This window comes from Streptomyces sp. GD-15H (assembly GCF_045291515.1).
In the GTDB taxonomy this organism is placed as follows: Bacteria; Actinomycetota; Actinomycetes; order Streptomycetales; family Streptomycetaceae; genus Streptomyces.
The window spans coordinates 1,214,666-1,240,852 of record NZ_CP149447.1; the positions used below are offsets into that span (position 1 = coordinate 1,214,666).

The following is a 26,187-nucleotide window of genomic DNA, read 5'->3' on the forward strand; positions in this document are numbered from 1 at the left end:
CATGAGTACTGCCACCACGCGGATCCCGCGCTACGAACTGCACTGTCACCTCGACGGCTCCGTCCGCCCCGATACCGTCGCCGACCTTGCCCGCGAACAGGGCATCCCCCTGGAACGGCCCGCCCGGGACCTGGTCGTGGCCCCGGCCCACTGCGGCAGCCTGACCACCTTCCTGACCTACATCGACCTCCCCTTGCAGGTCCTGCAGACTCCGGACGCACTCACCCGCACCGCCCGGGAACTGGTCGAGGACTGGAAAGCCGACGGCGTCGTCTACGGAGAAGTACGCTTCGCCCCGCAACTGCACGGCTGCCACGGAATGACCCCCGACGAAGCCGTCCAAGCAGTCGCCGAAGGACTGGCCCAGGGCCGGGCCACCACCGGCGTGGGCACCGGGCTGCTCCTGTGCTGCCTGCGCCACCAGAGCCCGGACGAAAGCCTCGCCGTCGCCGAGACCGCCCTGCGACACCGGAACATCGTCGCCGGCCTCGACCTCGCCGGCGACGAAACCCTGTACACCGCCCAGCCCCACCGGGCCGCCTTCGACCTCGCCCACAGCGCCGGCATGCCCTGCACCGTCCACGCCGGAGAAGCCGCAGGCCCCGAAAGCATGTGGGAGGCGATCGACGTCCTCGGCGCCCGCCGCATCGGCCACGGTGTGCGCTGCACCTCCGACACCGCACTCCTGAACCGGCTCCGCACCGACAGAATCGCCCTGGAAATGTGCCCCACCAGCAACGTGCAGACCGGCGCCGTCCCCAGCATCACCGCCCACCCCGCCACCCCCCTCCTGGCCGCCGGACTGCCCGTCACCATCAGTACCGACACCCGCACCACCTCCGACACCACCCTGCAAAGCGAATTCGACGCACTACGGCACACCAACGGATGGACCAGCGAGCACGAGGCCCTCGCACAGGAGAACGCAGCCCAAGCGTCCTTCAGCACCCGAAGCGAGTAGTACAGGCGGGCGCGACGGCTACGTGACGTGCTCTGCTGTCAAGCCCCGGGTTTCGTGGAGACTGAGTGAGCTGGTTGTCCGGAGTGACGCAGGGGGTCCGGCCGCGCGGTAGGGGGCGGCCTCGTGCTCGGCGGGCGTGACGTGGCCGAGCTCGCCGTGGAGGCAGCGCCGGTTGAACCAGTCGATGTACTCGACGCCCGCGACCTCGAGGTCGCCGATGCCGGTCCCCGGCCCCCTGGCGCGGATCAGCTCGGCCTTGAACAGGCTGTTGAACGCCTCGGCCAGGGCGTTGTCATACGAGTCCCCGACCGAGGCCACGGCGCCTCCTGTTCGAGGCGTTCGGTGGGGCGCAGAGCTCGGTAGGGGACTCCGCGGCCCGGGTGGTGCGTGAGGCCGGCGCCGGTGTGCCGGCGGCGCCGGAGCGCCCTCTCCGGCGCGTCGAGGGCGAGGCCGGTGCGGAGGGAGGTGGCGACCCGCCGGCCGACGACCATGCGGGAGAAGACGTCGCCGACGAAGGCGGCCCACACCCGGCCGGAGAAGGTTCTGACACGGGTGAGGTCCGCGGCCCACAGCTGGTCCGGCGCACTCGCGGTGAGCTGCCGCTCCAGCGGATCGGCGGGCCGGTCGGTCTCGGGGGACGGCCGGGTGGTGCGTGGGCTCTTGGCCCGGATCACTCCGCGCAGACCGGCCGCGCGCATGAGGCGCTCGACCGTGCGGCGGGCCACCTCGAATCCCTCGCGCAGGAGGGCGGCGTGGACCTTGCGGGCCCCGTAGACGGCCTGGTCGGCCTGGTGGATCCGGGGTATCTCCGCGGTGATCTCCTCGTCTCGCGGGCCGCGGGCGGGCGGTTGCGGGCGGCGCAGCAGGTGCTCTCGGCGCGTCCGTCTCGGCGAGGACATCGCAGATCGGCTGGACGCCGAACGTCTCCCTGTACTGGCCGATGTGGACGACCTTCATCGCAGTGGACGGTCCAGCTCCGCGGCGAAGAAAGCCGAGGCGAACTTCAATATCGCGTTCGTCCGCCGCAGTTTTTTCACCTCCCGCTCCAGCTCCATGATCCGGGCGGCATCGGTGCTGCTGGTGCCGGGAACGATGCCCTCGTCGGTCTCGGCGCGCCTGACCCAGCCGCGCAGGGCCTCGGGGTGTACGTCCGGCTGATCGGCGATCCGCTTGATCGCACCGGCCCGGCCGGCCGGATCCCTGCGGGCCTCGACCGCCAACCGCGTCGCACGCTCGCGCAGTTCGTCGGGGTACTTACGGGGAGCAGCCATGGTCGGCATCCTTCCGGGTCTTCGATGTCTCCATCAAACCCGGGGCGGTTCGGATCGCGTCCAGCATCTGCCGGTGGCAGTAGCCTTCGGGCTGCCCGCCCGCCCCTGAAGCCAGGTCGGCACCGGCGACAGCGGCCGGACGGCCGCCCACTCCGCGTCCGTCATGGCCGACGGATACCGGCGCACCCGATCGGGTTGATCAGCCGCGTTGCCGTACACGTGCGCGAGGCAATCACACGATGGAGCAGCCGAGTTGAACTGGACGGGCTCGGACGCGTGCAACAACGACACCAGTGCCTCCCGGCATCGCTCGGTTCGATTCGCACCCCCGAGCCACTGCGAGGCCCGGCCTTCACGCGCGCACAACGGGAAGATCACCCCGGCGGGAAGCCTGTGCGAACTGCGCGTTCCATGATCGGTTGAGATACCGCTTCAACCGGACAACGCGCTGCGGGAGCTGGGCATGGAATGGGCATAGGCCACGACCGGCCGGCCGATGAACCTGCCGGACACACCAGTGCACAGGGAGACCCCGGGCTGTCACGAGCGGGGTCCCGTGCTGTCCGCCACCGGGGGCGCCCCTGGTCGGGTGGGCTCTTCGTCCGGTCCGGGAGCCAAGATCGATTGTCAGTGGTGGGTGAGACAGTAGGAGCATCGAGTCGGAAAGAGGGGGAGCTGTCATGTCCGGAAACCAGAACTACATCAACCACGTCGCCCTTGTGCTGGATGCCAGTTCGTCCATGTCGCACCTGAGCCGCAAGGTCGTCGAAGTCGCCGACCAGCAGATTGCCTATCTGGCCCGACGCTCGCAGGAACTGGATCAGGAAACCCGCGTCACGGTGTACGTCTTCGCGGACAAGGTGGAGTGCGTCATCTACGACAAAGACGTGCTGCGGATGCCGTCGCTGAAGCAGTTGTACCGGGTCGGTGGAATGACGGCGCTGCTGGCGGCCACGCTCAAATCGCAGCGGGAGCTGGCGCAGACAGCTCAACTGTACGGCGACCACAGCTTCCTGACGTTCGTACTCACCGACGGGCAGGAGAACGCAAGTCATCGCTGCCCGGATGCCCCTACCAGGGATCGACGTGAACTGGTTGAGGCCGTGGCCGAGATGATCGAGATACAGAAGGACAACTGGACGCTGGCCGTCCTTGTGCCGGACCAGATGGGCAAGCGCGAGGCCATGCAGTGCGGGTTCCCGAGGGACAACATCGCCATCTGGGACGCCACGAGCACACAGGGCCTGGAGGAGGCCGGGCAGGTCATCCAGCAGGCCACCGAGAAGTTCATGATGGGCCGCGCCCAGGGCATCCGGGGATCGCGGGCGGTGTTCTCCACGGGTGCGGAGGCGGTCAACAAGGACACCATCAAGGCGGCCGACCTCACCCCGGTGAATCCGTCGGAGTACCAGCTGATCCCGGTGGCCCGTGACGCGGCGATCCGGGAATGGGTCGTCGAATGCGGGCACACCTACCGTACCGGTGGTGCGTTCTACCAGCTGAGCAAGTCGGAGAAGATCCAGGCGCAGAAGCAGATTGCGGTGCTGGAGAAGAAGACGGACCGGGTGTACACGGGGCCCGAGGCCCGCGCCCTGCTCGGCCTGCCGGACGTGGAAGTTCGCATCAAGCCGGACCACAACGACGACTTCACGATCTTCGTGCAGAGCACCAGCGTGAACCGGAAGCTCGTACCGAACACGCGGCTCCTGCTCATGCTCTGACGCCTTGGAGCCCCTTCGGGTCCCGAGGCTTGTCGTCCCGGCACCCCACCAGCAACAGAGTCGGCAGAGAAGCGGCCTCCGACGACGTCTGACTGCACCTCTGCAGCAGCGGGCTGACGCAAGGACGTGCCGGGACCGCACCAGCGCACTGATCGAGGACTTCGTCGGACGGGCCGGTGTCCTGCTGGGAGCGCTGGAGCGGTAGCTGAAGGCCGGAGGCCGTGTCGGTGTCAGGCGGGGAGGTCGGGCGGCTCACCGTTCGCGCGGCCGCCCGCTCCAAGGGTCCGCCGCGGGCTCGCGGACGTCGCCGGGTGGGCCCCGAGCACTCCACGGGCCCGCAGCTCGTCAAGGTTGGGGAGACGGGCCCCGGGGAGTTCGTCGAGAAGTTCGGCCTGGGCGGCGCGGATGCTGTGCGCGGGAGCCTGGGGCCGGTGCCAAGGGCGCGGCGGACGGTCACGCCGATCATCGTACGGGCGGTGCGCCGGACACGAGGAGGCCCGCACCCAACGAGGTCACGTCTGCACCCCTCCGCACCCACCTGGGGTGGGCTGCCGTCGCTGCCGTAGCTGTCGTTGACCGAGGATCGCGGCACCGCCAGCGTGTGCAGCATCCCGCGAGTTCGCCGTGCCCCTCGGTTCCTCGGCATGGGGCCTGACCAGGCACCTCGTCGCCCTCGGCCTGTGCGTCCGTGCGTCTGTGCGTCTGTGCGTCTGTGCGTCTGTGCGTCTGTGCAGGAAGCATGATGGTTCTTCAGGGATCCCGAGGGCCCATCATGTTCTGTGCGGATCCGTCGCTCCCGTCTGCCGGGCTGACCTGCGACAACGGGAGAGGAAAGCCAGGACGAACCCGCGGGATGCCGCATGAACCACGTCGGGATGCCGCCCCCGTACACACCATCGTTTGCGGCATCCGAGGGGCGGCGAGGACACGGTCGCCTGGGATGTGTACGGGACGCTCGGCTTGCAGCGGCGGTCACCCCACGGGTGACGATGAGCAGGGTGACCCACTCGGCCAGGGCATGCGGCGGGTCGGGACGACGGCATTCGCGGTCACGCACCACCCGCGAGCAGGGGGTGCCTGCACGGGCCCCGGACCGACCGCGGTCCGGGGCCCGTTGCCGAGCGGCTCGGCATGGAGGCGGTGAGCGAGCCGGAGTGCGCTCGCGTCGGCCCGTGTCCAGGCCGGGGGTCATGGCCGGCTCAGGAGACCGTGCCGGCCGTCCCGCCGCCGCCGGTGGCGACGCCACCGATCGGCTTGGGTGCGGAGAAGGGAGGCGTGTCCTGTCGGCACGTCGTTCCGACCGGCGGGAGGGTGCCGTCGATGAGGTAGCGGCTCTCGTGTGCCTTGACGCAGCTGCTGGGGTTGATCAATGCGGTGTGCCCGTAGCCGTCGTTGGTGAGCAGGCGGGCGTTGGCCAGTTCTTCGGCCATGGCTTGCGCGTTCGAGTAGGGAGTGGCGGGGTCGTAGGTGGTACCGACCACCAGGACGGGGTGTGCCGTCGGCTTGTTCCACGGACCGCGGTAGCGGTCGGCGGCGACCGCGGGCCAGGTGGCGCACCCCGCGGCGGCCCAGGTCCAGAAGCGTCCGGCGTCGCCCGCACGAGCGGCACTGGCCTCCTCCATGGCGTGGTAGGCACCGGGGTCACGCGGGTTGGGGCTGTCGCCGCAGAGCACCGCGGCGCCCTGTTCCTCGCCCAGGTACGGGTTCGGGTTCGGGACCACCGGTGGGGGCGGGAGCGGGGCCGGCTCCGGCACGCGGCCCCGCCACAGGTCCTGCAGCCGGCCAGGCGAGGTCCGTCCACCCTGGGTGGACGACGTAGAGGCTGTTCACCACGCCGGCGACCGTGCCGGCGTAGGTCCACGCGCCCACGGGCTGCTTCCGGAGCCGCTGCATCAGCTGGTCGAACTTGGCCCGGGTCGCTTTCGGACCGCCGGCGGAGAAGGCGCAGCGGGCGGTGGTGGTGGACCCGCACAGGGCGAGGAACCTGTCCAGGGTCGCTGCCGCGCTGCGGTCCGAGCCCATGCGCAGGAACGTCGTGAGCCGGGGGTCGTCGCCGGACGCGTGATTCGTCCAGGCCTGCGGGTCGATGTTGCTGTCGAGGACCATGGCGCGGACCTTGCCGGGGAAGAGGTTGGCGTAGGTGGCGCCCAGGATCGTGCCGTAGGAGATCCCCTGGTAGGTGAGTTGTGACTCCCCCACCGCCTGACGAAGCAGGTCGAGGTCGCGGGCGGTGTCGGTGGTCGACACATGGCGCAGCAGCTCGGGGTCACGCTGCTCACAGCGCCGGGCCAGGTCCTTGTACGCGGCGATGAAGGCCGTCCGCTCCTTTTCGCCCACCGGGAAGCCCGTCGGTTTGCTCGCGTTCCATTCGGCGGCTTCCTCGGGACCGGCGAAGCAGTTCACCGCGGTGCTGCTGCCGATTCCCCGGGGGGCCCAGCTGACGATGTCGAACCGCTCCCGCACCTCGCGCGGGAACTTCTCGTAGTTCTGCGGCATCTGCACCGTTCCGGGACCGCCGGGGCCGCCGGGGTTGAAGAAGAGGGTGCCGATGCGCCGACCGGGGCCGGTCGCCTTCCGTTTGACGACCGCCAGCTCGAGGGTGCGACCACCCGGTCTGTTGTGGTCCAGCGGCACCTTCGCGGTCGCGCAGTCGAACTCGCCGCCTTGGACGCAGGGGCTCCAGTCCAGCTGCGGGACGGGTACCGAAGGTGTGGGCGTACCGCCGGCCGCGGCGAGGTCCTGGCCGGTCAGTACGGTCGAGCAGGTCACCAGCGCGGCGAGGAACGCGGCATGGCGTCTGCGGACCGCTGTGAATCGGCGTATGAGGGGCATGGGCATACTCCGTTCGTGGTTCTCCGTGGCTGAGCGCCCGGGCCACCGATGCCCTGGCCGCGGTGCGCGTCCGGGTCAACCACACAGCGGTCCGGCGGTGCGCGCGAGGCAATGCAGCCGAATGGCCCAGCCCCCGCGCTCCGGCCCGGCGCGCGGTGATAACCAGCACCACCCACCTGGGCCGGCGGCCCACCCGCCGGGTGCGGAACGGTGGGCCGCTCACTGAGGACCGCCCGGGCGCGGCGCGGCCCACCTCCTCACCGGTGAGCGGCTCACCGTCGCCCAGCGGCGGCCGGCCGTGTGGGAGGAGGCCGCACAGGCCGGGCCGGCGGGAACGTCATGCCTGGCGGCGTCGTCGGCCGGACCAGCCGACGAGATTCCGCTGACGTCTAATGGGTCAAGGCGCCCACCAAGGGCTTCCGGTCGTCCTGGGCGGTCAGGCGGCGGCCGATCCGCCGCTCAGCGCGGCCACGACCTCCTCGCTCTCGGACTCTCCGGTGGGCATGAAGCCGAGCGACGCGTACAGGCGAGCGGCGGGGATGTTCTCCGGGTGGTAGGAGAGCCGGATCTCACGGCAGGACGGCAGTGCGGCGAGGCGTCGCATCAGGACGCGCATCGTGGCGCGGCCCACGCCCTTGCCCTGCTCGGCGGCGTTGACGACCATGCCGCCGCTCCAGTGGGTGCCGTCCTCCTCGTCGTACGCCCACATGACATGGCCCACGACCTCGTCACCGGCCCGGACCGCGAGGGAGTTCCAGGTTCCGCCCCGCAGGGAGAGCAGCAGACAGCGTGCGCCGAGGGCAGCCACGAACCGGCGCTGGTCGTCGGCGGGGCCACATCGGCGACGTCGCGCCGGTTCTCGTCCGTGATCTCCTCGAGCACCACGCACCGGCCCTGGCGGTCGGTGTCCTCCTTCGTCATCAACCCTGTTCTTTCGCTCGATCCGGGTAGGACGGCCCCGAGCGGACCTGGTCAGTCGTCGACGTGGTCGGCTCGTAGGGCGCCGAGCAACATCGGGAGCGACGCCTGCAGTTCGCGTTCCCAGTATGCCCAACCGTGGGTGCCCGGTCCGTAGAAGTGAGTGGTGAGGTGCTTCGCGCCGACGCGTTCCAACTCGGCGGCGAGGGCGTGGTTCTGTCGGTTGAAGTCGGCCTCGAGCGCGCTCGTGCGGCCCGGCGGGTCCAGCGGGCCGGTGGTGCCGTCGCCGCACGACAGGTACACGGGGATCGACCGGAGCCGCTCGGCCAGGTGGAACGGGTCGTGGGCCTGCCAGATGCGGCGTTGCGCGACCGGGTCGCCCCAGACCCGCAGCGGGTCGTCGCCCTGGCCGGCGAAGAAGCCCATGATGCGGTCGACCGACTCGTCGTTCAGGAGTGGGTGGGCCGAACCGGAGTACGCGGCGGTCGCCTTGAACATGCCGGGGTTCCGTGCGGCGTACTGCAGAGCGCCCTGGCCTCCCATCGACAGGCCCGCCACGACGCGGTCGGCGCCGGCGCCCCAGTCACGCTCCAGGAGGTGGCGCAGCTCCACGGTGTGGAACGTCTCCCAGGCCGGGTCGCCGCCCCGGCCGTGGTTCCACCAGTCGCTGTACCAGCCGTTCCAGCCCGCCTCCGGCATCACCACGAGCACGTCGCGCAGGCTGTCGGTCTGCGCGACGTCGGTCATCGCGGTCCACGAGGTGTAGTCGCCGCAGCAACCGTGCAGCAGCCAGAGGGCCGGCCAGTGCTGCCGGCGTCGCGCGTCCGGGTTCCAGCCGTCGGGGGTGAGCAGGCGGACCTTGACCGTTCGGCCACCCAGGGCCTGCGATCTCACCGACAGGTCGACCTGCCGGTCCGCGACCTGGGTGACCGCGACGACCTCGGCGCCTCGTGGCGACCCGGAACGCGACGTGTCGGTCGCCGCCTGGACACCGGTGGCGGGAGATCCCGGCGGTGGGACGGCGGCGAGTGCCGGTGCGGTGGGGACGAGGGTGAGCAGCAGCACGGCGAGGATGAGGTGAACGCGGGCTCGAAGGCTCAGGACGGCGGTCACGGTCGCGGTCACGGCGGCTCCCTGCGGGGTCGGTTCGTCGTTGACGGCCCATCGGCGCACGCTGCATGAATATCGGCGGGCTCCGCCTCCACGTCAAGGTCCGCGAGCGGAAGCGTGCCCTGCACGCCCGCCCTGCCCCACATGCGCCGTGTGACATTCCTTGATCACGTCGCGCTCTTGTTCTGGGGGCCGGGAACGTCGGTTCCCGGTCTTTCAGGAGGTTTCAAGTGCTGCTCAGACGTGCCGTATTGACCGTGGGGATCGTCGTCGCCGCCGGTCTGCCGACGACAGGGACCGCTGCGGCGGGGCAGGGTCCGGCGCCGGACGGCCGGATCACCGCCACCGACTACTCATCCAGCTCTCCCGCTCTCGTCTCACTCGACCCCGTGAGCGGCGACATCATCGGGACCTTCGCGCAGAACGCCGAGGAAGGCGTCCTCGCTCCCAAGGGCTCCACCGTCGCGTACATCCAGCGCGACGACACCTGCATCCCCCAGACTGAGGGCTGCATGTACGCCCGGAACCTGGTGCTCGCCCAGGCCGACGGCAGTGACCAGCACGTTCTGGTCCAGGGTGTCGCGCCCGAGACCAACGAGGCCCCGTACGTCGGGCACCCCGACTGGTCCCCGGACGGCAAGCGCATCGTCTACCACAGCCCGCGCGGCCTGGAGTGGATCAACAGCGACGGCACCGGGCACGAGGTGCTGACAACGACCGGTGGCGCGGGCACCTTCTCGCCCGACGGCAAGAGCATCGCCTTCATCAGGACCACCGAGTACGAGACTGCCGACGGCTGGGAGTACGGCGGGGACGTCTGGGTCATGGACACCACCACCCGGCAGGTACGCCAGATCAGCACCGTCCGCGACGCGCTGTCCACGCCCGTCGACTGGTCCCCCGACGGCCACCGCATCGTCTACGTCACCGAGAACGGCCTGAATGTCGTCGACGTGGCGACCGGCGCCGTCACCGAGCTGCAGAGCGGCTGGACATCCCCGCTCAGCGGCATCCGGGGCCCCGTCTTCTCGCCCGCCGGCACCCAGATCGCCTTCTCCGCCATGGACGACTTCGACTACACCCTCAGCACCTACGTCGTCGACGCCGCCGACGGACGGAACCGCCAGATGCTCACGGGCCCGTCCGTGATCCCCACCGACTGGCTGAGGAGGTAGTAGTCGACCCACTGGCCGCGGCCACGGGGAACGCCCTCGGTCGCGGCCGTTCGCCCTGTGGCCGTCCGTCAGGACGCTCACTGGACACAGGAAGCGAACATGGCCCCCCTACAGATCTGTCGAGTTGACGAGCGGTAGCGCGATGCCCGCGTTTCCTGTGATTGCTGCCGGTGTCGGCGCCATGGCCGACTTGACCGGCTGGGCTGTCCGTTAAGCCTGAATCCACCGACCTGATGGCTGTGGATGACTCTTCGAGAAACGAGGAAGTGCCTTGTGACCTGCGATGATGGGAGTTCTTGAGGCTTCCAGTACGCACGATCGGCAAGGCACTTCCGAGATGCAAGTTTCCCATACCCCAGCGGCGGTCTCCGCTGCGTTCGATGACCCGAACCTGGTCGCGCAGGCCGGGCTGGTTCCGGTGCTGCGGCTGGCCGAGCGGTGCGGGCTGTCGCGGCTGGTGGCGGAGAGGGTGAAGCTGACCGGGGCGAAGAACGGGGCGGGTGCCGCGGCGGACGCCAAGGTCAGCAGCATCGTGGCCGGCATGGCCGCCGGTGCGAACAGCATTGACGACCTCCACACCCTGCGGCACGGCGCGCTGCCGGCCCTGTTCCAAGGGGTCCGTGCGCCGTCCACGCTGGGCACGTTCCTGCGCGCGTTCACCCACGGTCACGCCCTCCAACTCCACGCCGTGCACCGCAGGTTCCTCGGTCAACTGGCCGCGCACACCCCGCTGCTTCCCGGCTCCGGCGAGAAGGCGTTCATCGACGTCGACTCCACCCACAAGCGGGTCTACGGCCGGGCCAAGCAGGGCGCCGAGTACGGCCGGTTCAGGGGCATCCGCACCCTGCACCCCCTGCTCGCCACGGTCTGCACCCCGCATTCCCGGCCGGTGATCGCCGGAGTGCGGATGCGCCGGGGCAAGGCGGCCGATTCCCGTGGGGCCCCGAAGTTCGTCAGTGAGGCCCTGGCCACCGCCGTCGAGGCGGGCTGCACCGGCACCCGGATCCTGCGCGCGGACTCGCAGTTCTACAACGCCGGGGTGATCGCCGCCTGCCGCCGGGCCGGCGCCCACTTCTCGATCACCACCGGCATGAACCCCTCCGTCAAGCGGGCCGTCCTCGGCATCCCCGACCAGGCCTGGCAGCCGATCACGTACCCGACCGCGGTGCCCGATCCCGAGACCGGTGACCTCATCTCGGACGCCGAGGTCGCCGAGATACCCGCCTACACCGCGTTCGCCGGCCGCAGGAAAGCGGAGCGGGTCACCGCGCGGCTGATCGTGCGTCGGGTCCGTGACCTGGCCAAACCCGCCGTCGTGGGTGCGCAGGGCGAGTTGTTTCCCGTATGGCGCTACCACCCCTTCTTCACCGACCAGCCCGCACAAACCCTCCAGGCCGAGCGGGAACACCGCCACCACGCGGTCATCGAGCAGGTCATCGCGGACAGCAAGGCCGGGGCACTGGCCCACCTGCCGTCCGGGCACTTCCATGCCAACGCCGCCTGGCTCACCCTGTGGGCGATGACCTACAACCTGCTGCGGGCCACCGGTTCCTTGGCCTCCGCGTTCCACGCCAGGGCCACCACCGCCACGATCCGTACCCACCTGGTCCACGTTCCGGCCCGGATCGCCCGCTCCGCCCGCCGCATCACCCTGCACCTGCCGCACAACTGGCCCTGGCAGCCCGCCTGGACACACCTGTTCTCCACCGCCCACGGGCCTGGCTGATACGAACAGTCCCTGTCCGCCCCGTCCGCAAGGGCCCGACCGGAACCGAACCGTGGAAATGCTGGGCAGACCAGCGGATACCACCTGCCCGCACCCAGCCACCGGCCCGGAGACCCACCAGAAGATCAACTTCAGACTACGTCGGTGGATCGAGGTTAAGCGCCCGCGGCCGGCTGACGTGCAGGAGGTGTACGAGCGGCTGCGGTCCTTCCTGCCGTTGCCCGACGAGGAGCCCGCGCCGGGCGTGGCTGGACTCAGGTGTCGGCGTCGGGGAGATCGGGATCAGCGCGCGCTTCAACAAGACGTGCGCGAAGGCGGCGGGCACGCCTGAAGGACGCAGGCGTGCCCGCCGCCACGCTGCGCGCCGCCGACGCCGCCAGCGAGGAGGCGAGACCGTGCGCGTAGGGACCATGCACTCCTTCAGAGGACTGGAGTTCCGCTGCGTCGCGGTCATCGGCGTCAACGAGGAGGCACTGCCGTTCCCGAAGGCGGCCACACCGCCCGAAGTGGACCCCGAGTAGCACGAACGGGCACGATGTCGGAACGCTGCCTGCTGTTCGTCGCCTGCACGAGGGCCCGCGGCAGCCTGTACGCGTCCTGGTCCGGCAAGCCCAGCCCGTTCCTTGTGGAGGCGGGCGTGTGAGGCTGAACCGCCCCGGCACCAGCCGGCACTCATACGTACCAAGACTCACCACCGTGCGCTCCAGCCTCGCCCACCGCCGGAACCACGCCGCCAGCCCCGCCTCCCCCCGCGTCAGAAACCGCGCCGAGTGCCGCAGCTCCCCGGTGTTTCCCAACGCCTCCTCCGCCCGCTCGACGAAGGAGGCGTCCGGCATCCGCCGCCCCCTCCACCGACTCCACCGTGTGCTTGGAGAAACGGACGCTTTCCGCGAACTGCACCCGGCTCAGCCTCGCGTGCTCCCGCAGCGCCTGCACGACCGCCCCGAACGTCCGCAGGCTGTCCATTCGAGGCCCACCTCCAGGTACTCACACGCCAAGTCCCTATCCCTGAGAGGGCGTTAAGTCCGTTTCTGGTAGCGGCCCCGTCCGGGCTGGGTGAGGAAGCCTTGGCGGGTGAGGCGCCCGAGGCGGCTGCGGGTGACGTTCATGCATGGGTCGTCGGTGGGCATGCCGAGGAGTTCGTGCAGTTCGCGGACCCGGAATGCCTGGTCGGGGTGCTGGTTGAAGGCGTTCACGATGGCCTGGTAGGCGGTGGTCGACTCGGACGGACCGGCCTCGTCTCCGTCTCTGGTCGGCGTGAGTTCGACGATGACCTTCCGGGTGGTGGCCAGGTCCATGAGACGCGCTTCGGTCTCGGCGAGCACGGCGGTCAGGTGCTCGATCTGGCCGCGGAGTTCACCGGCCCGGGCGGTGGCCTCGTCCTGCTGGGCCTGGAGATCCGTCAGGAACTCGGTGATGTTCACGCGGCCGCCCGGACGGTGTCGCGCCAGGCCGGTGTGGGTGTGGTGAGGCGGCGGGCCATGTTCGCGGTGGCGGCCCAGTAGACGCGCGAGGCGGCGTTGTCGGGACGGTGGTCGTACTCGCGGGCCAGGCGCCGGTGCAGCATCAACGTGCCGTTGACCTGCTCGACCACCCACCGTTTCGGCTGTGGGACAAAGCCCTTGCCCTTCTCGTCCGGGTTGCGGCGGACGGTCTCGACGGTGATGTCCAGCAGGGCGCCGTGGATGATGACCTCGTCCTTGAATCCCTGGTCCACCAGGGCCTTCTCCAGGCGCATCCCGCACCGCTCGGCCACCTGGTCGAGCAGGGCCACCCCGGCGGCGTTGTCGTGCGCCGACGCGGCGAGCACGACGACCCCGATGATCAGTCCCAGCACGTCGACGGCCAGGCCCCGCTTGCGCCCCGGCGTCCGCTTGCTGGCGTCCAGCCCCGTCGTGGTCTTCGGGACTCCCGCGGCCGCGCGCACGGACTGGGTGTCGATGACCACGAGGGACGGGTCCTCTAATCGGCGGGCCTTCTCCCGCACCTGGCAGCGCAGGAGTTCCTGGATCCGCTGGTCGAGCCCGTCCTTGCGCCACAGCGTGAAGTAGTAGAACACCGCCGACCAGGCGGGCAGGTCATGGGGCAGGTAGCGCCACTGGCAGCCCGTCCGGTTCTGGTAGAAGATCGCGTTCACGACCTCCCGGAGATCACAGGTCCCGGGATCCTTGGTCGCCGACCGCGCCACCCGGTCCTGCTTCCAGGACGTGATCATCGGCTCGATCAACGCCCACTGCTCGTCCGATAAGTCGCTCGGATACGGCTCACGCTCCATGCCGATATCCGAGCATGCACATGCCCAACCGCTGCCCCGAACGGCAACCAGTCACACGAACGAGCGATCGCGAACCCAGAGAGATGGGACTTAACGCCCTCTGAGAACGCCCAGAGTGGCCAAAACGAATGCGCACAACCCACCAAACGTGCTCGTACGCTGACGCGGCGTACGGACCGAGCGCCCAGTGACTCATCCTGGGCGCCCACCGGCAGGCACCAGGGGACGGCCGAACGCCATGTCATCGCCGCCTGGGCTACCACCGGGCACACACGGAAGCGCAGCACCATTGCCATTCGCGACTTTCCCGATCGCCCCGGTCGCGCACATTCCCATGTGAGGAACTGGCCAAGGTTTCCCCGCTGCTGCCGACCGGGGTGGAACTGGGGATGCAACTGAGCCGGCTCGGCTGGCTTATGGTGGCTGTGCTCGTGCGACCTGTGGATGGGTGATGATGAGGCGATCGGCAGCAGGCGGACCGGCGCTCGCCGGTTTCCGCGCCCTGCTGGGCCTGCTCGTTGCCGTGGTGGCACTGTTGTGCGTGTCCCGTCAGGCGGAGCCGGCAGAGCGCAGTGCCATGCCCACGTCGGCTGGGGTTTCTGTCGACGTCGAGCAGCTACAGCCTCAGGAGCAGGTCTCACTCGTCGCGGAAGATGACGTTTCCGCGCCGCAGTGCGGCAAGAAGGCAGTCCTCGAGCAGAGCGCCCCCCGCGCTGACAGCCATTCCCTCGTGGCTGTCCCGTCATGCCTGTCCGCTCAGGAGCCGGCATCCACGCCGAGTTCTGCCTCCGGTTCCCGGGCCCCACCCGCAGGGCCCGCACCACCTCGCCCGTTTGCGCTTCTGTCCGTTCTGCGGATCTAGGCCGACCGCTGCGTCGTGTCCCTGGATCCCGCAGAACGGAGTAACTGAACATGTCCTCTTCCCCGCGCTCACTGAGCCGGGCGGGTATGGCGCTACGCGGTTGGCGGCCCCGGCAGTGGGCCACGGCCGGCGTCGGCGCACTGATGACCGCGGTAGTGATCGGCGTGCCGACCGATGTGGTCCCCAGCCCGCTGTTCTCCCGGTCGGTTCCCGTGCAGTGGTGGAACTATCCGGCACTTGCCGTCACCGCCGTCCTGGCCGGCCTCGTGCTGAACACCTATGTGCGCCTGCCCTCCATGGCCGGAACGGAGCAATCCCCGCGCGGCAACCGCCTGGGATGGCTGGGCGGTCTGCTGTCGTTCCTGGCGGTCGGCTGCCCGGTCTGCAACAAAGTCGTCCTGCTGCTGCTCGGTGCCTCCGGGGCGCTCAGCTACTGGGCGCCTCTGCAGCCGCTGGTGGCCCTCGTCTCCGCTGCCCTGCTCGCCGAAGCCGCGCTGCGCCGCTTGTCGGCACAGGCTGCGTGCCCCGTGCCGGTTTCCGCCTGAAGTCAGGCGCCCCCTTTCGCTCTTCCTCCGCATCAGGAGAGGTATGTCATGCCCATCAACAGCGCCCCGCGTTCACTCCGCAAAGGCCGTCGGCGGACCGTTCTGGCCTCCGCTGCCCTCGTCGTAGCGGCGGCAACCGCAGCTTTCGCCCTCACTCTGGACAGCACGAGCAGGAGTGGCGGTACGCAGGCCGAGCAGCCTCCGGCCGTCGTGAGCGAGCCCGGCCAGACGCCGCCGGTCGATGACGGCCTGCTGGCCCTGGCGCGTCGTGAGCCGTCGGACGCTCTGGCGATCGGCCGGGCCGACGCTCCGGTCGTGATGATCGAGTACTCCGACTTCCAGTGTCCGTTCTGCGGGAAGTTCGCCCGGGAGACCAAGCCCGAACTGCTGCGCTCGTACGTCGACAAGGGCGTTCTGCGTATCGAGTGGCGCAGCTTTCCCGTCTTCGGCGAGGAATCGGAGCAGGCTGCCCTGGCGGGCTGGGCTGCCGCCGGCAGCAGAAGTTCTGGGAGTTCCACGACGTGGCGTACAGCAAGTCCCGTGCGCGAAACGCCAGCGAGTTCAGCCAGGACCGGCTCGTCGGCATGGCCCGGGAGGCAGGCATCGCCGACATCGGCCGGTTCCGGGCGGACATGGCGTCCGCGGAAGCCCGTAAGGCCGTGCAGCGCGATCAGGAAGAGGGCTACGCACTGGGGGTCGCCAGCACCCCGGCGTTCCTGGTGAACGGCCGGCCGATTCTGGGCGCGCAGCCCACGGACACCTTCAAGAAGACCATCGACGCGGCGGCGGAAGCGGCCGGGCGATGAGCGAGGTGGGGCTGCTGGTGGCGTTCGGCGGCGGGCTGCTTGCTCTGCTCAGTCCGTGCAGCGCCCTGCTGTTGCCTGCGTTCTTCGCCTACTCCTTCAGTAATCGCACCAAACTGGTGGCCCGCACGGCGCTGTTCTACGCGGGACTGTGCACCACGCTGGTGCCGCTGGGAGTCGCCGGGTCTTTCGCCAGCCGCCTGTTCTACGGGCACCGCGACGTGCTGGTCACCGCCGGCGGCTGGACCATCATCGCGCTGGGAACCGCCCAGATCCTTGGTCTGGGGTTCGGCTCACGCCGGCTCCAGCAGGCCGCCGGGACGCGCCGCTCGGGATCGGCGGTATCCGTCGTGGCGCTGGGCGCGGTGTACGGGCTGGCCGGATTCTGCGCCGGGCCGATCCTCGGCGGAATCCTCACGGTCGCTGCCGTGGACGGGGACCCCGCACACGGTGGACTGCTGCTCGCCGTCTACGCGCTCGGGATGGCCCTGCCGATGTTCGTGCTGGCCTGCTTGTGGGACCGCTTCGACCTCGGCAGGAGACGGTGGCTGCGCGGGAGGACGCTGACCGTGGGGCGTTTGTCACTGCACAGCACGTCTCTGGTCGGCGGCATGCTGTTCATCGTCCTGGGAGCCGCGTTCCTGGTGTTCGACGGAACGTCGGCGCTGCCGTCGCTGCTGAGCGTGGACAGCGAGTTCGCCCTGGAGGAGTGGTTGTCGGGTGTCGGCGGCGCGGTCTCCGACCGCGTCGTGCTGCTCGTCCTCGCGGGGATCGGTGCTCTGGCAGCTCTGCTTGTTCTGGTGCGGCCGGACCGCACACGTGCGAAGGACGAAACCGGCGAGCCTGCCTCCGATCCGGTGGCAGGCGACTGACGCGGTTTCCGTTCACTCGAGCGGTCGCACAGACAGTGACCCCGGGATGCTCCCCGGGGTCACTGTCGTTGAAGACGCGGTGACGGTGCCGTGGTTCAGCGGTTGCGCAGGGCGGCAGGAGTGGCTGCTGCCTGCGGGCCTGGAAGACCCACGGAGGCCGCTCTGGTCCGACGCGGCGCTCCCGTCGATCCCGCCACCGTCCTGTGCCGGTGGCGGCTGCCTCGGCTGGACCACGCGAGTGGGGACGGCCTCAGAAGCGGGCCTGACCTGGCCGCGGGGGACCACCGAGGCGGTCGCCTGGCGTGTGGCCGATGCCGGGTGCTGTTGCAGAGTGAGGGCATGGGTCAGTCCTCTGCGATTCTGTGCCGACAGGACGTGTCCCAGGGCTACTCCATTCGAGTTCGTCGAGCAGCCAGTCCAGGACATGGGCGGTGAAGCCCCAGATGTATGCGCCGTCGAGCAGGAACCCCGGCCCCGCCCAGTGCTTCCCGTACGTCACGGTGGTGCGATTTTCCGGGTCCACGAGGTGGCTGCGGGGCACCCAGTGCGTCGACTGGGTCTCGCGGTCGTGCCAGTGCTGTGTCGGGCGGTCTCGGAGATCGTCTCCGGCCCAGGCCAGCACCGGGGTGACGACATTCGCGCTCGCCTCCAGCGCCAGCGCGGGCAATGCGCCGAGTATGTGCCTCTGGCTGAGGACCCCTCCTGTTTCCTCGTGGCATTCTCGGATCGCGGCCGTGACGGGGGTCTCGTCCGGGTCGATGCCGCCGCCGGGAAAAGCGAACTCGCCCGGGTGGTGGCGCAGTGCCCGGGAGCGTCGCACGAGCAGGAAGGCGACATCGTCGGCGACCGGTGTGGCCACCACCACGGCGCTCGCGCGTTGCGTGCGATGGTGCTCCGGCGTGGCACGCGGCAGTCCGGCCCGGCCCCACTGGCGCCTTCCGACCCGTCCGATGAGATCGGACAGTTGCTCCTGGGCGCTGATCGTCGCCTCCGTCATCCTGCCTCCAGCTCCCGCGTCGGGGTCCTCGGTGTGCGCGCCGGCGCGGCCGCCACGGCTCTCGGCTGCACCACCGGTGTCGTGAGGCCCGGAACTCACTGTGAGGGGAGCGCGTAGTGGTCGGCGATGAGCTCGACCGTGCGTGCCTGAGCCTGGCGTGAGTGCCCCATGACCACCAGCATCACTTCGTCGACCCCGGTCCGGGCATGGAGTCGTTCGAGGGCTGCGGCCACCTCCGGGCCGGTGCCGTTGAGGAACCGGTGGGTGTACGTCTCGAGGATCTGCTGTTCCTGGAGGCCTGCGGGGTAGGCCTCTACTTCCTCCGGGGGGAGCAGGCTGTAGGGCTTGCGCTGGAACATCCGCAGCATGGCCATCGCCGACGAGGCCGCCTGGCGTCGGGCCTCGGCGGGATCGTCGTGGGCGATCGCGCCGACACTGACGAGGGTGTACGGCTCGGTCAGGACGTCCGAGGGACGGAAGTTCTCCCGGTACAGCCGCATGGCCGAGGCCACGTCGGCGTCGCCGAACTGCAAGGCGAAGGCGTAAGGGCGGCCGAGCTCGGCCGCGAGGCGCGCCGAGTACGGCGACGAGCCCAGGATCCAGGTCTCCGGCGCGGTCTCGGGACGGGGCACGCGGTTCTGGTCGGCCTGCCACGGGCCCGGGACCGCGTGGACGTTCCGGTAGGGGTGGCCGTCCGGGAAGTCGTCGCCGAGGAACCCGAGCAGTTCCAGCACCTGCTGCGGGAACCCGTCGTTGGCGTCGTGATGCCGGCGCAGCGCCGCGGCGGTCGGCAGGTCCGTGCCGGGCGCGCGCCCCAGTCCCAGATCGATCCGTCCCGGGGCGAGGGCCTCCAGCATGCCGAACTGCTCGGCGATCACCAGCGGCGCGTGGTTGGGCAGCATCACGCCGCCCGCGCCGAGCCGGATGCGGTCCGTCTCGCCGGTCAGGCGCGCCAGCATCAGCTGCGGCGAGGAGGTCGCCGCCCCGGGCATCGCGTGGTGCTCGGACATCCAGAACCGGTGATACCCCCGCCGCTCCGCCGACTGGGCCAGCGCGATGACCTCGCCGAAGGCTTCCTCGACGGTCTGCCCGACGGCGGTGTGCGCGTTGTCGAGCACCGACAGGGCGAACGGTGCAGTGCCCGAAGGCGGTGCGGGGATCACGGGACTCCTCGATTATCACGGAAAACATTGCTGTTCATCGTGAGGTTCACGGTAGCAGGAGTCTCACGGAAGACTGAAACTGATACCATGAGGACGATGTCGAGAATCCCACTTCCACCCGCCCCTGGAGCCGACGAGCACATCAGCCTCGCGCTGGCCAACGGCACGGTCACCCTTCCCGGAGGACATCGGGCAGACGAACTGGGCAGCCCCGAGGAGGCCACCGACTGGCTCATCAGCCACGGCCTCGTTCCCGATCAGACCGCTCTGCTGACGTACTGCCAGAGCCAGCTCACGGGCCTGCGGGACGACCTGCGCTTCCTCTTCACGGCACACGTGGAAGGCACAGCTCCCCCACAGCAAGCCCTGGACGGCATCAACCGGGCCCTCACGAGGGTTCCCAGCGCGCCGTTGCTGCGCCACGCCCCGGACGAAGGATTCCACCGGGCGCCGGAGCACCCCGTGACACAACTCGTCGAGCACGCGATGGCAGTGATCGCCGAGGACGCCGCCACCCTGCTCACCGGTAGTCGGGCCTCTCAGCTCGCGCGCTGCGAAGCACCCCCTGCGACCGGTTCCTCTTGCGCACCCACGGGCGCCGACACTGGTGCTCCACCCGCTGTGGAGACCGCGTCCGAGCAGCCCGTGCCTACGCCCGCAAGCAAAGCCGAGCTTTCACCAAATAGTCCAGGGGGATGTCCGGGCGGGCCGCCAGTGGGCCCTGACCTCGCGACCTGGATGGGGGGCCATGTGGCTGGGCTGCAGGTCGGCAGTGAGGGTGACCAGGGCGCGGTGGGCGTATGCGGACGGCGCGATGCCAAGTCCACATGCGAGGCCGTCTGTCGGCGCTCGAAGGAGCGGCCTCCGACCGGTTCTGCTGCTCGTGCCGGCCGCGTTTACGCCATTGATCGCAGCGTCCGTACCGGTACGGAGCACCGGGCAGCGGGCATGGAGTGAGAACGGGGCACTGGAGCAGCAGACGGTTGCCGGCGACTGACCGTACGTGTGGGAGCGATGCCCGCCCGAGCCCCTGTTCCGTGCGTATCTCTGGTGTCGGCGGTCGCGCGGGGCGGGCGGCCAGGGCGGGGTCGAGACCGGCGGTGCGGGCCCCGGTCGTACGAGATCACGGCTGACCATGCGGTAGGTAGGGGTGAGGGCTGAGGAGACCAGTCGGCGACGATCCCGCAGGCAGCAGCTACAGAGGCAAGTGACGAGGATCCCGAGGAGCGGCTCCGGGCTTCATGCATCGGCAACGGACGTGGCTATGCCGACCCTCCTCCGCCCAGGGAGGTAGCGGGGAGCTCTGTTGCAAAGCCTTTCATCCTGGTGTGGTTGGTGAAGCGGTATCGGTAGGACGTCGGCGTGGTCGCGTATTGCGCCGTGAAATTCTGCCGGAATGTCACGGCGCTGGCGAAGCCACAAGCTGCGGAGATGCGGGTGATGCTCCAGGTGGTCGTCTCCAGCAGTCTGCGTGCTTCGTCGAGTCTGCGGGTGAGGATCCACCTGGCCGGGCTCATGCCGGTCGTCTCCTGGAAGCGGCGGGAGAAGTTGCGTGTGCTCATGTGTGCGTGGGCGGCGAGTTCGGTGACGGACAATCGCTGATCGAGGTTGGCCAAGGCCCAGGTGATCGTGTCGCCGATGGGTCCCGCGGTGTCGTCGGGCATGGGCCGATCGATGTATTGGGCCTGGTCGCCCTCCCTGTGGGGTGCGACGACGAGATGGCGAGCGATGGTCGCGGCCGCCGCGGACCCCAGTCGGGTGCGGACGACGTGAAGGCAGGCATCGAGCGCGGAGGCTGTGCCGGCCGAGGTGAGCACGTCACCGTGGTCCAGGTAGAGGGCGTCCGCGTGTACGTCCACGGCGGGGTACCGTTCGGCCAGTTTCGCCGCTGCGGCCCAGTGGGTTGCAGCGGCGCGCCCATCGAGCACGCCACTGCCTGCCACGGGGAACGCACCGAGGCAGAGCCCGGCGATCCCCGCTCCGCGACCGTGCATGCCCCGGATCAGGGCGACGAGCTCGCCGTCCGGCTCCGGGAAATCGGCGGGCCAGGAAGGGAAGACGACCAGGTCGGCCGAGTCCACTTCAGCGGGCCCTGCAAGGTCATCGATCACGATGCCCTCCGAGGTGCGGATCGGGTGCGCGTCCGTGCTCCACACAGTGGTGGTCCACCCCGTGGCCAGACCTTGACGGGCTACTTCGCCGAACACGAGCAGAGGCGCGGCGAGGTGAAACGTGGTGATCCCGTCGAAGGCGTGAACGGCGATACGCATGCCTGTCCTGATCTCATCGATTATCTGCTTCTATGCCACTCACTGTAGCGCCCGCGGCCCTACGAGGATGGAGCCGACGGCGCCACCCGCGCCGCACCCGCCAGACACCGGAGAGAACGTTGAACGCCCCACGCCGAGCCCTTGTCCTCATCGACGTGCAGCAGGAGTACTTCGACGGGCCGCTGAGCATTCAGTACCCGCCCCGCGACGAATCGCTGACGAACATCCTGCGCGCCCTGGACGTTGCCGCGCAGGCGGACATGCCCGTCGTCGCCGTCCAGCACGAATACCCTCAAGGGGCCCCGGTCTTCGTGGCCGGTTCGGCCGGCTGGGAACTCCACCCCGAGGTAGAAAGCCGCATCAACTCGACGACCAAGCGAGTGGTCAAGAACTTCTCCGACATCTTCGCCTCCACCGGCCTCGCCGAATGGTTCCGGGAGAACGAGATCGGCACCCTGACCTTGGTCGGCTACATGACGAACAACTGCGTCCTCTCCACCGCCGCCGCGGCCGAACCCCTCGGTTTCACGATCGAGGTACTCTCCGACGCGACCGGAGCCGTCCACCTCGCCAACGAGGCCGGGACCGCCTCCGCACAGCAGGTCCACGAAACCCTGATGACGCTGCTGCACTCGAACTGGGCCGCAGTCACCACCACCGACACGTGGGCATTGGCCATCTCCAACGATGACCGGCTCACGAAGAACGATCTCGTCACCTCAGCCACGCAAGGCCGAGCCACTGAGCCCTTTCCAACCTGCCTCTCGAGCACGGAGGTTGGGCTGACAACGTGGTGAAGCCCCTGGTAGATGGGTTTTCGACCAAGAGAACCGTCTCCACCAGAGGCTTCACGTGCTTGTCTACCCGTCCGGGCTGGACGTGTCCAGCTCTGCCCTCCGCTTCCTCACGCAGCAGCTGCGGCGGCACCGCCGTGCGATCGGCTCCCGTTGGCGGCGCCTGAGCGCCGGCCGCCAGGCTTTGCTGACACTCGCCCACTTGCGGGTAGGCCACACCTATGCCCAGCTCGCGGCCGGATTCGGCGTCGGAACCACGACCGCCTACCGCTATGTCACCGAGGCCGTCGAGCTCCTGGCCGCTCTCGCTCCCAGCCTGGCCGACGCCGTCCGGGCCGCGTCGGTGAAGGCGTATCTGCTCCTGGACGGCACGCTGCTGCCGATCGACCGCATTGCCGCAGACCGGCCGTTCTGTTGAGTCGGCACGGAGCGCGGTGCCGATGTTGCCATCGGTCCGTTTCTCCGTGCCGCTCGCCGAACCCGGCGTGCGGCTCTCACCGCACCGGGCTCTCCACGGTCTCTGTCGTTCAGGCGTGGTTGAGGGTCCAGGGGTTGGGGATTGTGTTGCCCCGGTAGCGATAGCGGGTGACCGCGATCGAGACCATGGGGAACAGTTCGATCCCGTCCGCCGAGAGCTTGTGCCACCGGCCGTTGCGGTCGGTGAAGCGTCGGCGGACGTCCTTCCACCTCCAGCGATGCAGCACCATCCACCAGCTGGTCACCCGTCGCCATACGAAGTGGTCCAGGGCTTTCAGCGTGGTCTTGCATACCGCGTGCTTGAAGTAGTTGACCCAGCCGCGCAGAATCGAGTTGATCCTCTTCAGCACGGTCCCCGGGTCCTGCTGCGACGTTCTGTTCGTCAGGGCACGGATCTTGTCCTTCAGCTGCCGGATGGGCCGGTCGGCGATGAAGGTGTAGACGTACCACTTGTTCGAGCCTCGCTTGCGGCGCCACTGGATGTGGAACCCCAGGAAGTCGAACCCGTCCGACATGTGCACGATCTGGGTCTTGGCCGGTGACAGCCGCAGCCCGAGAGGGTGCAGTACGTCGGCGATGTCCTCGCGCAGGCGGGCGACGTCGTCACGACTGCCGTCGACCAGGACGACGAAGTCGTCCGCGTAGCGGACGATGCGCCAGTTCGCGCGGCCGTGGTGGCGATGGTGTGCCCGCCTGCCTCTGGTGGACATCCGCCCGCCCGGCTCCCACGGCTCCATCACGTGCTCGTCGAGCGCGGACAGGGCGATGTTCGCCAGCAGCGGGGAGAGGATGCCGCCCTGCGGGGTGCCGGTGAAGGTCTCCTCGCGACCGCCGCCCTCAGTCAGGACACCGGCCTTGAGGAACGCCTTGACCAGCCGCAGCACGCGCTTGTCCTTGACCCTTGCGCGCACCCGGTCCATCAGGGCCGTGTGGTCGATGGAGTCGAAGCACGCCTCGATGTCCGCGTCCAGCACCCAGCGATAGCCGTGGGTGCCGTAGCGGTGGATCTCGGCGATCGCGTCGTGTGCGCGCCGCAGGGGCCGGAAGCCGTAGGAGACCGGCAGGAAGTCGGCCTCGAAGATCGGTTCCAGCACCAGCTTGAGGGCCGCCTGGACCACCCGGTCGGAGACGGTCGGGATGCCGAGCCTGCGCACCTTCCCGCTCCCGCCGGGCTTGGGGATCTTGCGTTCGCGTACCGGCAACGGGCGGAATTCACCCGTCTTCAGTACGCGTCGCAGGTCCTCCAGGTAGCCCGGGAGGCCGAGTTCCTGCTCGACGTTGACGACGGTGAGGCCGTCCGCGCCCGGCGTTCGGGCTCCCTTGTTGCCCGCGACCCGTTCGAACGCCACGAGCAGCGTCGCCGGATCGCATACGAGGTTGAACAGATCGTCGAACCTGCGGCCACGGTCGGCCGCCGCCCAACGGTGAAGCTTGGCCTGCATCCCCGATACCCGCTGGTGAGACCCCCGCGGGGCCTCAGGAGCACTGCTGTTCAGCAGCGCGTCTTTCGGCATTGCAGCCTCCTTCCCTTCTCGAAACCGCTGCCGCCCTTCCCCATGTGCCAGGCTCTCCCCGGCTCGGAGTACTACGGTGGCTCCGCCCCGCCCCGGCCCGGTCGGCCGACGGTGGACCCAGCCCTCCCGCCGTGCTGGACACGCGGCAGGAGGGCGGGACCGGGACGGTTCCCGTGTTCGCTCGTTGTTCGATCGTCGGAGTAGGAGCCCGGCTATGCCCCCGCGGCCTCGCCACGGCTACCCCGCAGCACTTCACCGTGGCCTCCCCGCGCGACCGAAGTAGACCGCGCGGAAAGTTCCCCGCCGGCCGAATATCCAGCGGGGACGCACCGCATCCAGCCCTCATCCACCAGGTTCGAGCTGGCGTGCCTTAAGGAGGCGTAGACGCCGGTTCCTCGCGTACTCCTCTCCGTCTCGCTTGCCGAACCCGCCCCATCTGGCAGTACTGGCACGTCCCGGCTTTGTCAGGGCTGCTTCCCGCCCTCCCCGGCACCTCCCGGGTCAGGCTGCCCTCAGCTTCAACCGTCCTGCTGCGACAGGACGGCGGCGGCGGTCTTTCACCTCCACTCGAACAACAAGCGCCTCACGGCGCACACTCCGGCAAACACAAGAGACACGGGATGAACGTGCAGGTCATCGCCGATCCCTTCGGCCTGCTGCTGTGGGCCTCACCGGCCCTGCCCGGGGCCGGCCACGACGTCCGTGCGGCCCGCGAACACGGCATCGTCGACGCCCTCGCCGAGGCCGGCATCCAGTGCTGGGCGGACAAGGGCTACCGGGGCGCCGGCGGCACGGTCCGCATCCCGTGCTGGGGACGGTGGGAGATCCTCTCCGCAGGCCAGAAGGCGGTGAACCGGTCCCACGCAAAGATCCGGGCCCTGGTCGAGCAGGCCGTCGCCACCCTCAAGTCCTGGCGGCTCCTCCGCAAACTGCGGTGCTCGACCACCCGGATCACCAGCCTCGTCCAGGCGGTCCTCTGCCTGCATCTGACCAGCTCAGAATGAAGATGGAAAAGGCTCACTCACTGACGTTTTCTCAGAGGGAGGTACGTGAGCTGATGTCCGTTTCGGGGTTGCGGTTGGGTGAGGTGTGCTGGTCGTAGCCCCGGGGTGGTCGTCAGGGGCGGGGCTGGGCGAACAGGCCGGGTTCGGATTCGATGAGGATGCCGCGGCTGACCAGGCGTTTCAGCTTCGAACGGATACCTTCGGTGTTCTTCGCGGTGATCGGCAGGTCGAGGGCCTGGCAGAGGTCCCGGGCCCGTAGCGGCCGGTCGGCGTCGGCGAAGACCGCCAGGATCTGCCGGTAGGCGGGGTGGTCCGGGACCCGGGCGACGGGCTGCGGAGCCGGTTCGGGGGCGAGGTCGTCAGCGAGGCCGATAAGGGTCTTGCGGGTGATCCGGAGGTGGTCGAGTTCCTCGTCGAGTTCGTGCAGTCGCGCGGTCAGGTCATCGATCCGGGCCCGAGTCTGCTCGGCCTCGCCGGTCAGGTTCCGCTCGCGGTTCTCGATCTGCTCCGGGAACGGGCGGGCCGCGTCGTGTCCGGTCACGCGTCGCGCCAGGTGGGGGCGATGGTGCCGGTCAGTCGGCGGGTTATCACGTCGCTCATCGCCCAGGACACCCGTGACTTCGAGGAGGCGGGGCGGTGTTCGTAGTCGCGGACGAGACGGCGGTGCAGCAGGAGGATGCCGTAGGTCTGCTCCATCGCCCAGTCACACTGCACATATGGACGGTCTGGACAGTGAGCGGGCGCCGATAATCGGTCGTGAGGGCCTGCTGCGGCTGGCCGCGGTGGCCAAGCGGCTGCGGGACCGTGACGAGGGAGATGAGTCGCCATGCGCGACGACAGTGACGTCGGCCCCAGAGAACGATTCCGGCAGTGCCGGACGGGCAGGTGTGGGCAGCA

At 69.4% G+C, this 26,187-nt stretch carries 22 protein-coding genes and 7 pseudogenes; 13 read left to right on the forward strand and 16 right to left on the reverse strand.

Annotated elements, in window-relative coordinates; all coding sequences use genetic code 11:
- The first annotated feature begins 1 nt into the window (after position 1).
- Positions 2-961 (forward strand): adenosine deaminase, encoded by a 960-nt coding sequence (gene add / locus WJ438_RS06000; protein ID WP_406724276.1) that lies wholly within the window; start codon positions 2-4, stop codon positions 959-961.
- Positions 962-979: 18 nt separating this feature from the next.
- Here the strand turns inward: add and WJ438_RS06005 are convergent, their stop codons facing one another.
- Genes WJ438_RS06005 through WJ438_RS06015 form a run of 3 tightly spaced genes read right to left on the reverse strand, consistent with a single transcriptional unit; the run spans position 980 to position 2,232 of the window.
- Positions 980-1,279, reverse strand: coding sequence for an integrase core domain-containing protein (locus tag WJ438_RS06005; RefSeq protein ID WP_406724277.1), 300 nt, complete (start codon positions 1,277-1,279; stop codon positions 980-982).
- Positions 1,207-1,860, reverse strand: coding sequence for an IS3 family transposase (locus WJ438_RS06010; protein ID WP_406724278.1), 654 nt, complete (start codon positions 1,858-1,860; stop codon positions 1,207-1,209). The genes WJ438_RS06005 and WJ438_RS06010 overlap by 73 nt, the downstream gene beginning before the upstream one ends.
- A 54-nt stretch (positions 1,861-1,914) precedes the next feature.
- Entirely contained in the window at positions 1,915-2,232 is a 318-nt protein-coding gene (locus WJ438_RS06015; RefSeq protein ID WP_406724279.1) for a transposase, read from the reverse strand.
- Positions 2,233-2,912: 680 nt separating this feature from the next.
- Between WJ438_RS06015 and WJ438_RS06020 the strand changes: the two genes are divergently transcribed.
- Entirely contained in the window at positions 2,913-3,953 is a 1,041-nt protein-coding gene (locus tag WJ438_RS06020; protein ID WP_406724280.1) for a vWA domain-containing protein, read from the forward strand.
- Between the two features lie 1,199 nt (positions 3,954-5,152).
- Here the strand turns inward: WJ438_RS06020 and WJ438_RS06025 are convergent.
- The 4 genes and pseudogenes from WJ438_RS06025 to WJ438_RS06040 form a co-directional block, all read right to left on the reverse strand.
- The gene (locus tag WJ438_RS06025) at positions 5,153-5,626 is read right to left on the reverse strand and encodes an alpha/beta hydrolase (protein WP_406724281.1); all 474 of its coding nucleotides are present in this window, start codon (positions 5,624-5,626) and stop codon (positions 5,153-5,155) included.
- Positions 5,595-6,785, reverse strand: coding sequence for an alpha/beta fold hydrolase (locus WJ438_RS06030; RefSeq protein ID WP_406724282.1), 1,191 nt, complete (start codon positions 6,783-6,785; stop codon positions 5,595-5,597). The genes WJ438_RS06025 and WJ438_RS06030 overlap by 32 nt, the downstream gene beginning before the upstream one ends.
- Before the next feature lie 436 nt (positions 6,786-7,221).
- Positions 7,222-7,706, reverse strand: a pseudogene (locus WJ438_RS06035) (GNAT family N-acetyltransferase).
- Positions 7,707-7,757: 51 nt separating this feature from the next.
- Positions 7,758-8,828, reverse strand: coding sequence for an alpha/beta hydrolase (locus WJ438_RS06040; protein WP_406724283.1), 1,071 nt, complete (start codon positions 8,826-8,828; stop codon positions 7,758-7,760).
- 215 nt (positions 8,829-9,043) lie between these two features.
- On the opposite strand from WJ438_RS06040, the gene WJ438_RS06045 reads away from it, so the two are divergent.
- From WJ438_RS06045 to WJ438_RS06055, 3 genes and pseudogenes are all read left to right on the forward strand, one after another.
- Complete coding sequence (locus WJ438_RS06045) at positions 9,044-9,988, forward strand: DPP IV N-terminal domain-containing protein (protein WP_406724284.1); 945 nt, start codon at positions 9,044-9,046, stop codon at positions 9,986-9,988.
- Positions 9,989-10,325: 337 nt separating this feature from the next.
- Positions 10,326-11,714 (forward strand): IS1380 family transposase, encoded by a 1,389-nt coding sequence (locus WJ438_RS06050; protein WP_406724285.1) that lies wholly within the window; start codon positions 10,326-10,328, stop codon positions 11,712-11,714.
- Between the two features lie 239 nt (positions 11,715-11,953).
- A pseudogene (locus tag WJ438_RS06055) lies at positions 11,954-12,357 on the forward strand (3'-5' exonuclease); the annotation flags it as partial.
- 10 nt (positions 12,358-12,367) lie between these two features.
- Here WJ438_RS06055 and WJ438_RS06060 read toward each other — a convergent pair.
- From WJ438_RS06060 to WJ438_RS06070, 3 genes and pseudogenes are all read right to left on the reverse strand, one after another.
- Positions 12,368-12,680: pseudogene (locus WJ438_RS06060) on the reverse strand (multiprotein-bridging factor 1 family protein); the annotation flags it as partial.
- 53 nt (positions 12,681-12,733) lie between these two features.
- Positions 12,734-13,138: a hypothetical protein gene (locus WJ438_RS06065; protein WP_406723465.1), complete on the reverse strand. Its 405-nt coding sequence runs from the start codon at positions 13,136-13,138 to the stop codon at positions 12,734-12,736.
- On the reverse strand, positions 13,135-13,989 hold the full coding sequence (locus tag WJ438_RS06070) for an IS5 family transposase (RefSeq protein ID WP_406723466.1): 855 nt from the start codon (positions 13,987-13,989) through the stop codon (positions 13,135-13,137). Before WJ438_RS06070 ends, WJ438_RS06065 begins: the two co-directional genes overlap by 4 nt.
- Before the next feature lie 912 nt (positions 13,990-14,901).
- Between WJ438_RS06070 and WJ438_RS06075 the strand changes: the two genes are divergently transcribed.
- From WJ438_RS06075 to WJ438_RS06085, 3 genes and pseudogenes are all read left to right on the forward strand, one after another.
- Positions 14,902-15,396, forward strand: a complete 495-nt coding sequence (locus WJ438_RS06075) for a hypothetical protein (RefSeq protein ID WP_406724286.1) — start codon at positions 14,902-14,904, stop codon at positions 15,394-15,396.
- A 48-nt stretch (positions 15,397-15,444) separates the two neighbouring features.
- A pseudogene (locus tag WJ438_RS06080) lies at positions 15,445-16,202 on the forward strand (DsbA family protein).
- Positions 16,199-17,071: a cytochrome c biogenesis CcdA family protein gene (locus tag WJ438_RS06085; protein ID WP_406724287.1), complete on the forward strand. Its 873-nt coding sequence runs from the start codon at positions 16,199-16,201 to the stop codon at positions 17,069-17,071. Before WJ438_RS06080 ends, WJ438_RS06085 begins: the two are co-directional and overlap by 4 nt.
- Positions 17,072-17,321: 250 nt before the next feature.
- Here the strand turns inward: WJ438_RS06085 and WJ438_RS06090 are convergent, their stop codons facing one another.
- Both WJ438_RS06090 and WJ438_RS06095 read right to left on the reverse strand, forming a co-directional pair.
- A complete protein-coding gene (locus WJ438_RS06090; protein WP_406724288.1) occupies positions 17,322-18,068 on the reverse strand; it encodes an NUDIX hydrolase in 747 nt (248 codons plus the stop codon).
- Positions 18,069-18,163: 95 nt separating this feature from the next.
- Positions 18,164-19,231, reverse strand: a complete 1,068-nt coding sequence (locus tag WJ438_RS06095) for an LLM class flavin-dependent oxidoreductase (RefSeq protein WP_406724289.1) — start codon at positions 19,229-19,231, stop codon at positions 18,164-18,166.
- Between the two features lie 96 nt (positions 19,232-19,327).
- Here WJ438_RS06095 and WJ438_RS06100 point away from each other — a divergent pair.
- Positions 19,328-19,699 (forward strand): annotated as a pseudogene (locus WJ438_RS06100) (ABATE domain-containing protein); the annotation flags it as partial.
- A gap of 113 nt (positions 19,700-19,812) precedes the next feature.
- Entirely contained in the window at positions 19,813-19,917 is a 105-nt protein-coding gene (locus WJ438_RS06105) for a CGNR zinc finger domain-containing protein (protein ID WP_406729606.1), read from the forward strand.
- A 576-nt stretch (positions 19,918-20,493) separates the two neighbouring features.
- On the opposite strand, the gene WJ438_RS06110 is transcribed toward WJ438_RS06105, so the two are convergent.
- Positions 20,494-21,501, reverse strand: a complete 1,008-nt coding sequence (locus tag WJ438_RS06110; RefSeq protein ID WP_406724290.1) for a GlxA family transcriptional regulator — start codon at positions 21,499-21,501, stop codon at positions 20,494-20,496.
- 119 nt (positions 21,502-21,620) lie between these two features.
- Here WJ438_RS06110 and WJ438_RS06115 point away from each other — a divergent pair, with 119 nt between their 5' ends.
- Together WJ438_RS06115 and WJ438_RS06120 are read left to right on the forward strand one after the other, a co-directional pair.
- Complete coding sequence (locus WJ438_RS06115; RefSeq protein ID WP_406724291.1) at positions 21,621-22,298, forward strand: cysteine hydrolase family protein; 678 nt, start codon at positions 21,621-21,623, stop codon at positions 22,296-22,298.
- A gap of 55 nt (positions 22,299-22,353) precedes the next feature.
- A pseudogene (locus tag WJ438_RS06120) lies at positions 22,354-22,707 on the forward strand (transposase family protein); the annotation flags it as partial.
- 115 nt (positions 22,708-22,822) lie between these two features.
- Here the strand turns inward: WJ438_RS06120 and ltrA are convergent.
- On the reverse strand, positions 22,823-24,286 hold the full coding sequence (ltrA, locus tag WJ438_RS06125; RefSeq protein WP_406723623.1) for a group II intron reverse transcriptase/maturase: 1,464 nt from the start codon (positions 24,284-24,286) through the stop codon (positions 22,823-22,825).
- A gap of 452 nt (positions 24,287-24,738) precedes the next feature.
- Between ltrA and WJ438_RS06130 the strand changes: the two are divergent.
- Positions 24,739-25,290: pseudogene (locus WJ438_RS06130) on the forward strand (transposase family protein); the annotation flags it as partial.
- A 112-nt stretch (positions 25,291-25,402) separates the two neighbouring features.
- Here WJ438_RS06130 and WJ438_RS06135 read toward each other — a convergent pair.
- Both WJ438_RS06135 and WJ438_RS06140 read right to left on the reverse strand, forming a co-directional pair.
- Positions 25,403-25,831, reverse strand: coding sequence for a hypothetical protein (locus WJ438_RS06135; RefSeq protein ID WP_406724292.1), 429 nt, complete (start codon positions 25,829-25,831; stop codon positions 25,403-25,405).
- Entirely contained in the window at positions 25,828-26,004 is a 177-nt protein-coding gene (locus WJ438_RS06140; RefSeq protein WP_406724293.1) for a hypothetical protein, read from the reverse strand. Before WJ438_RS06140 ends, WJ438_RS06135 begins: the two co-directional genes overlap by 4 nt.
- Positions 26,005-26,187 lie beyond the last annotated feature (183 nt).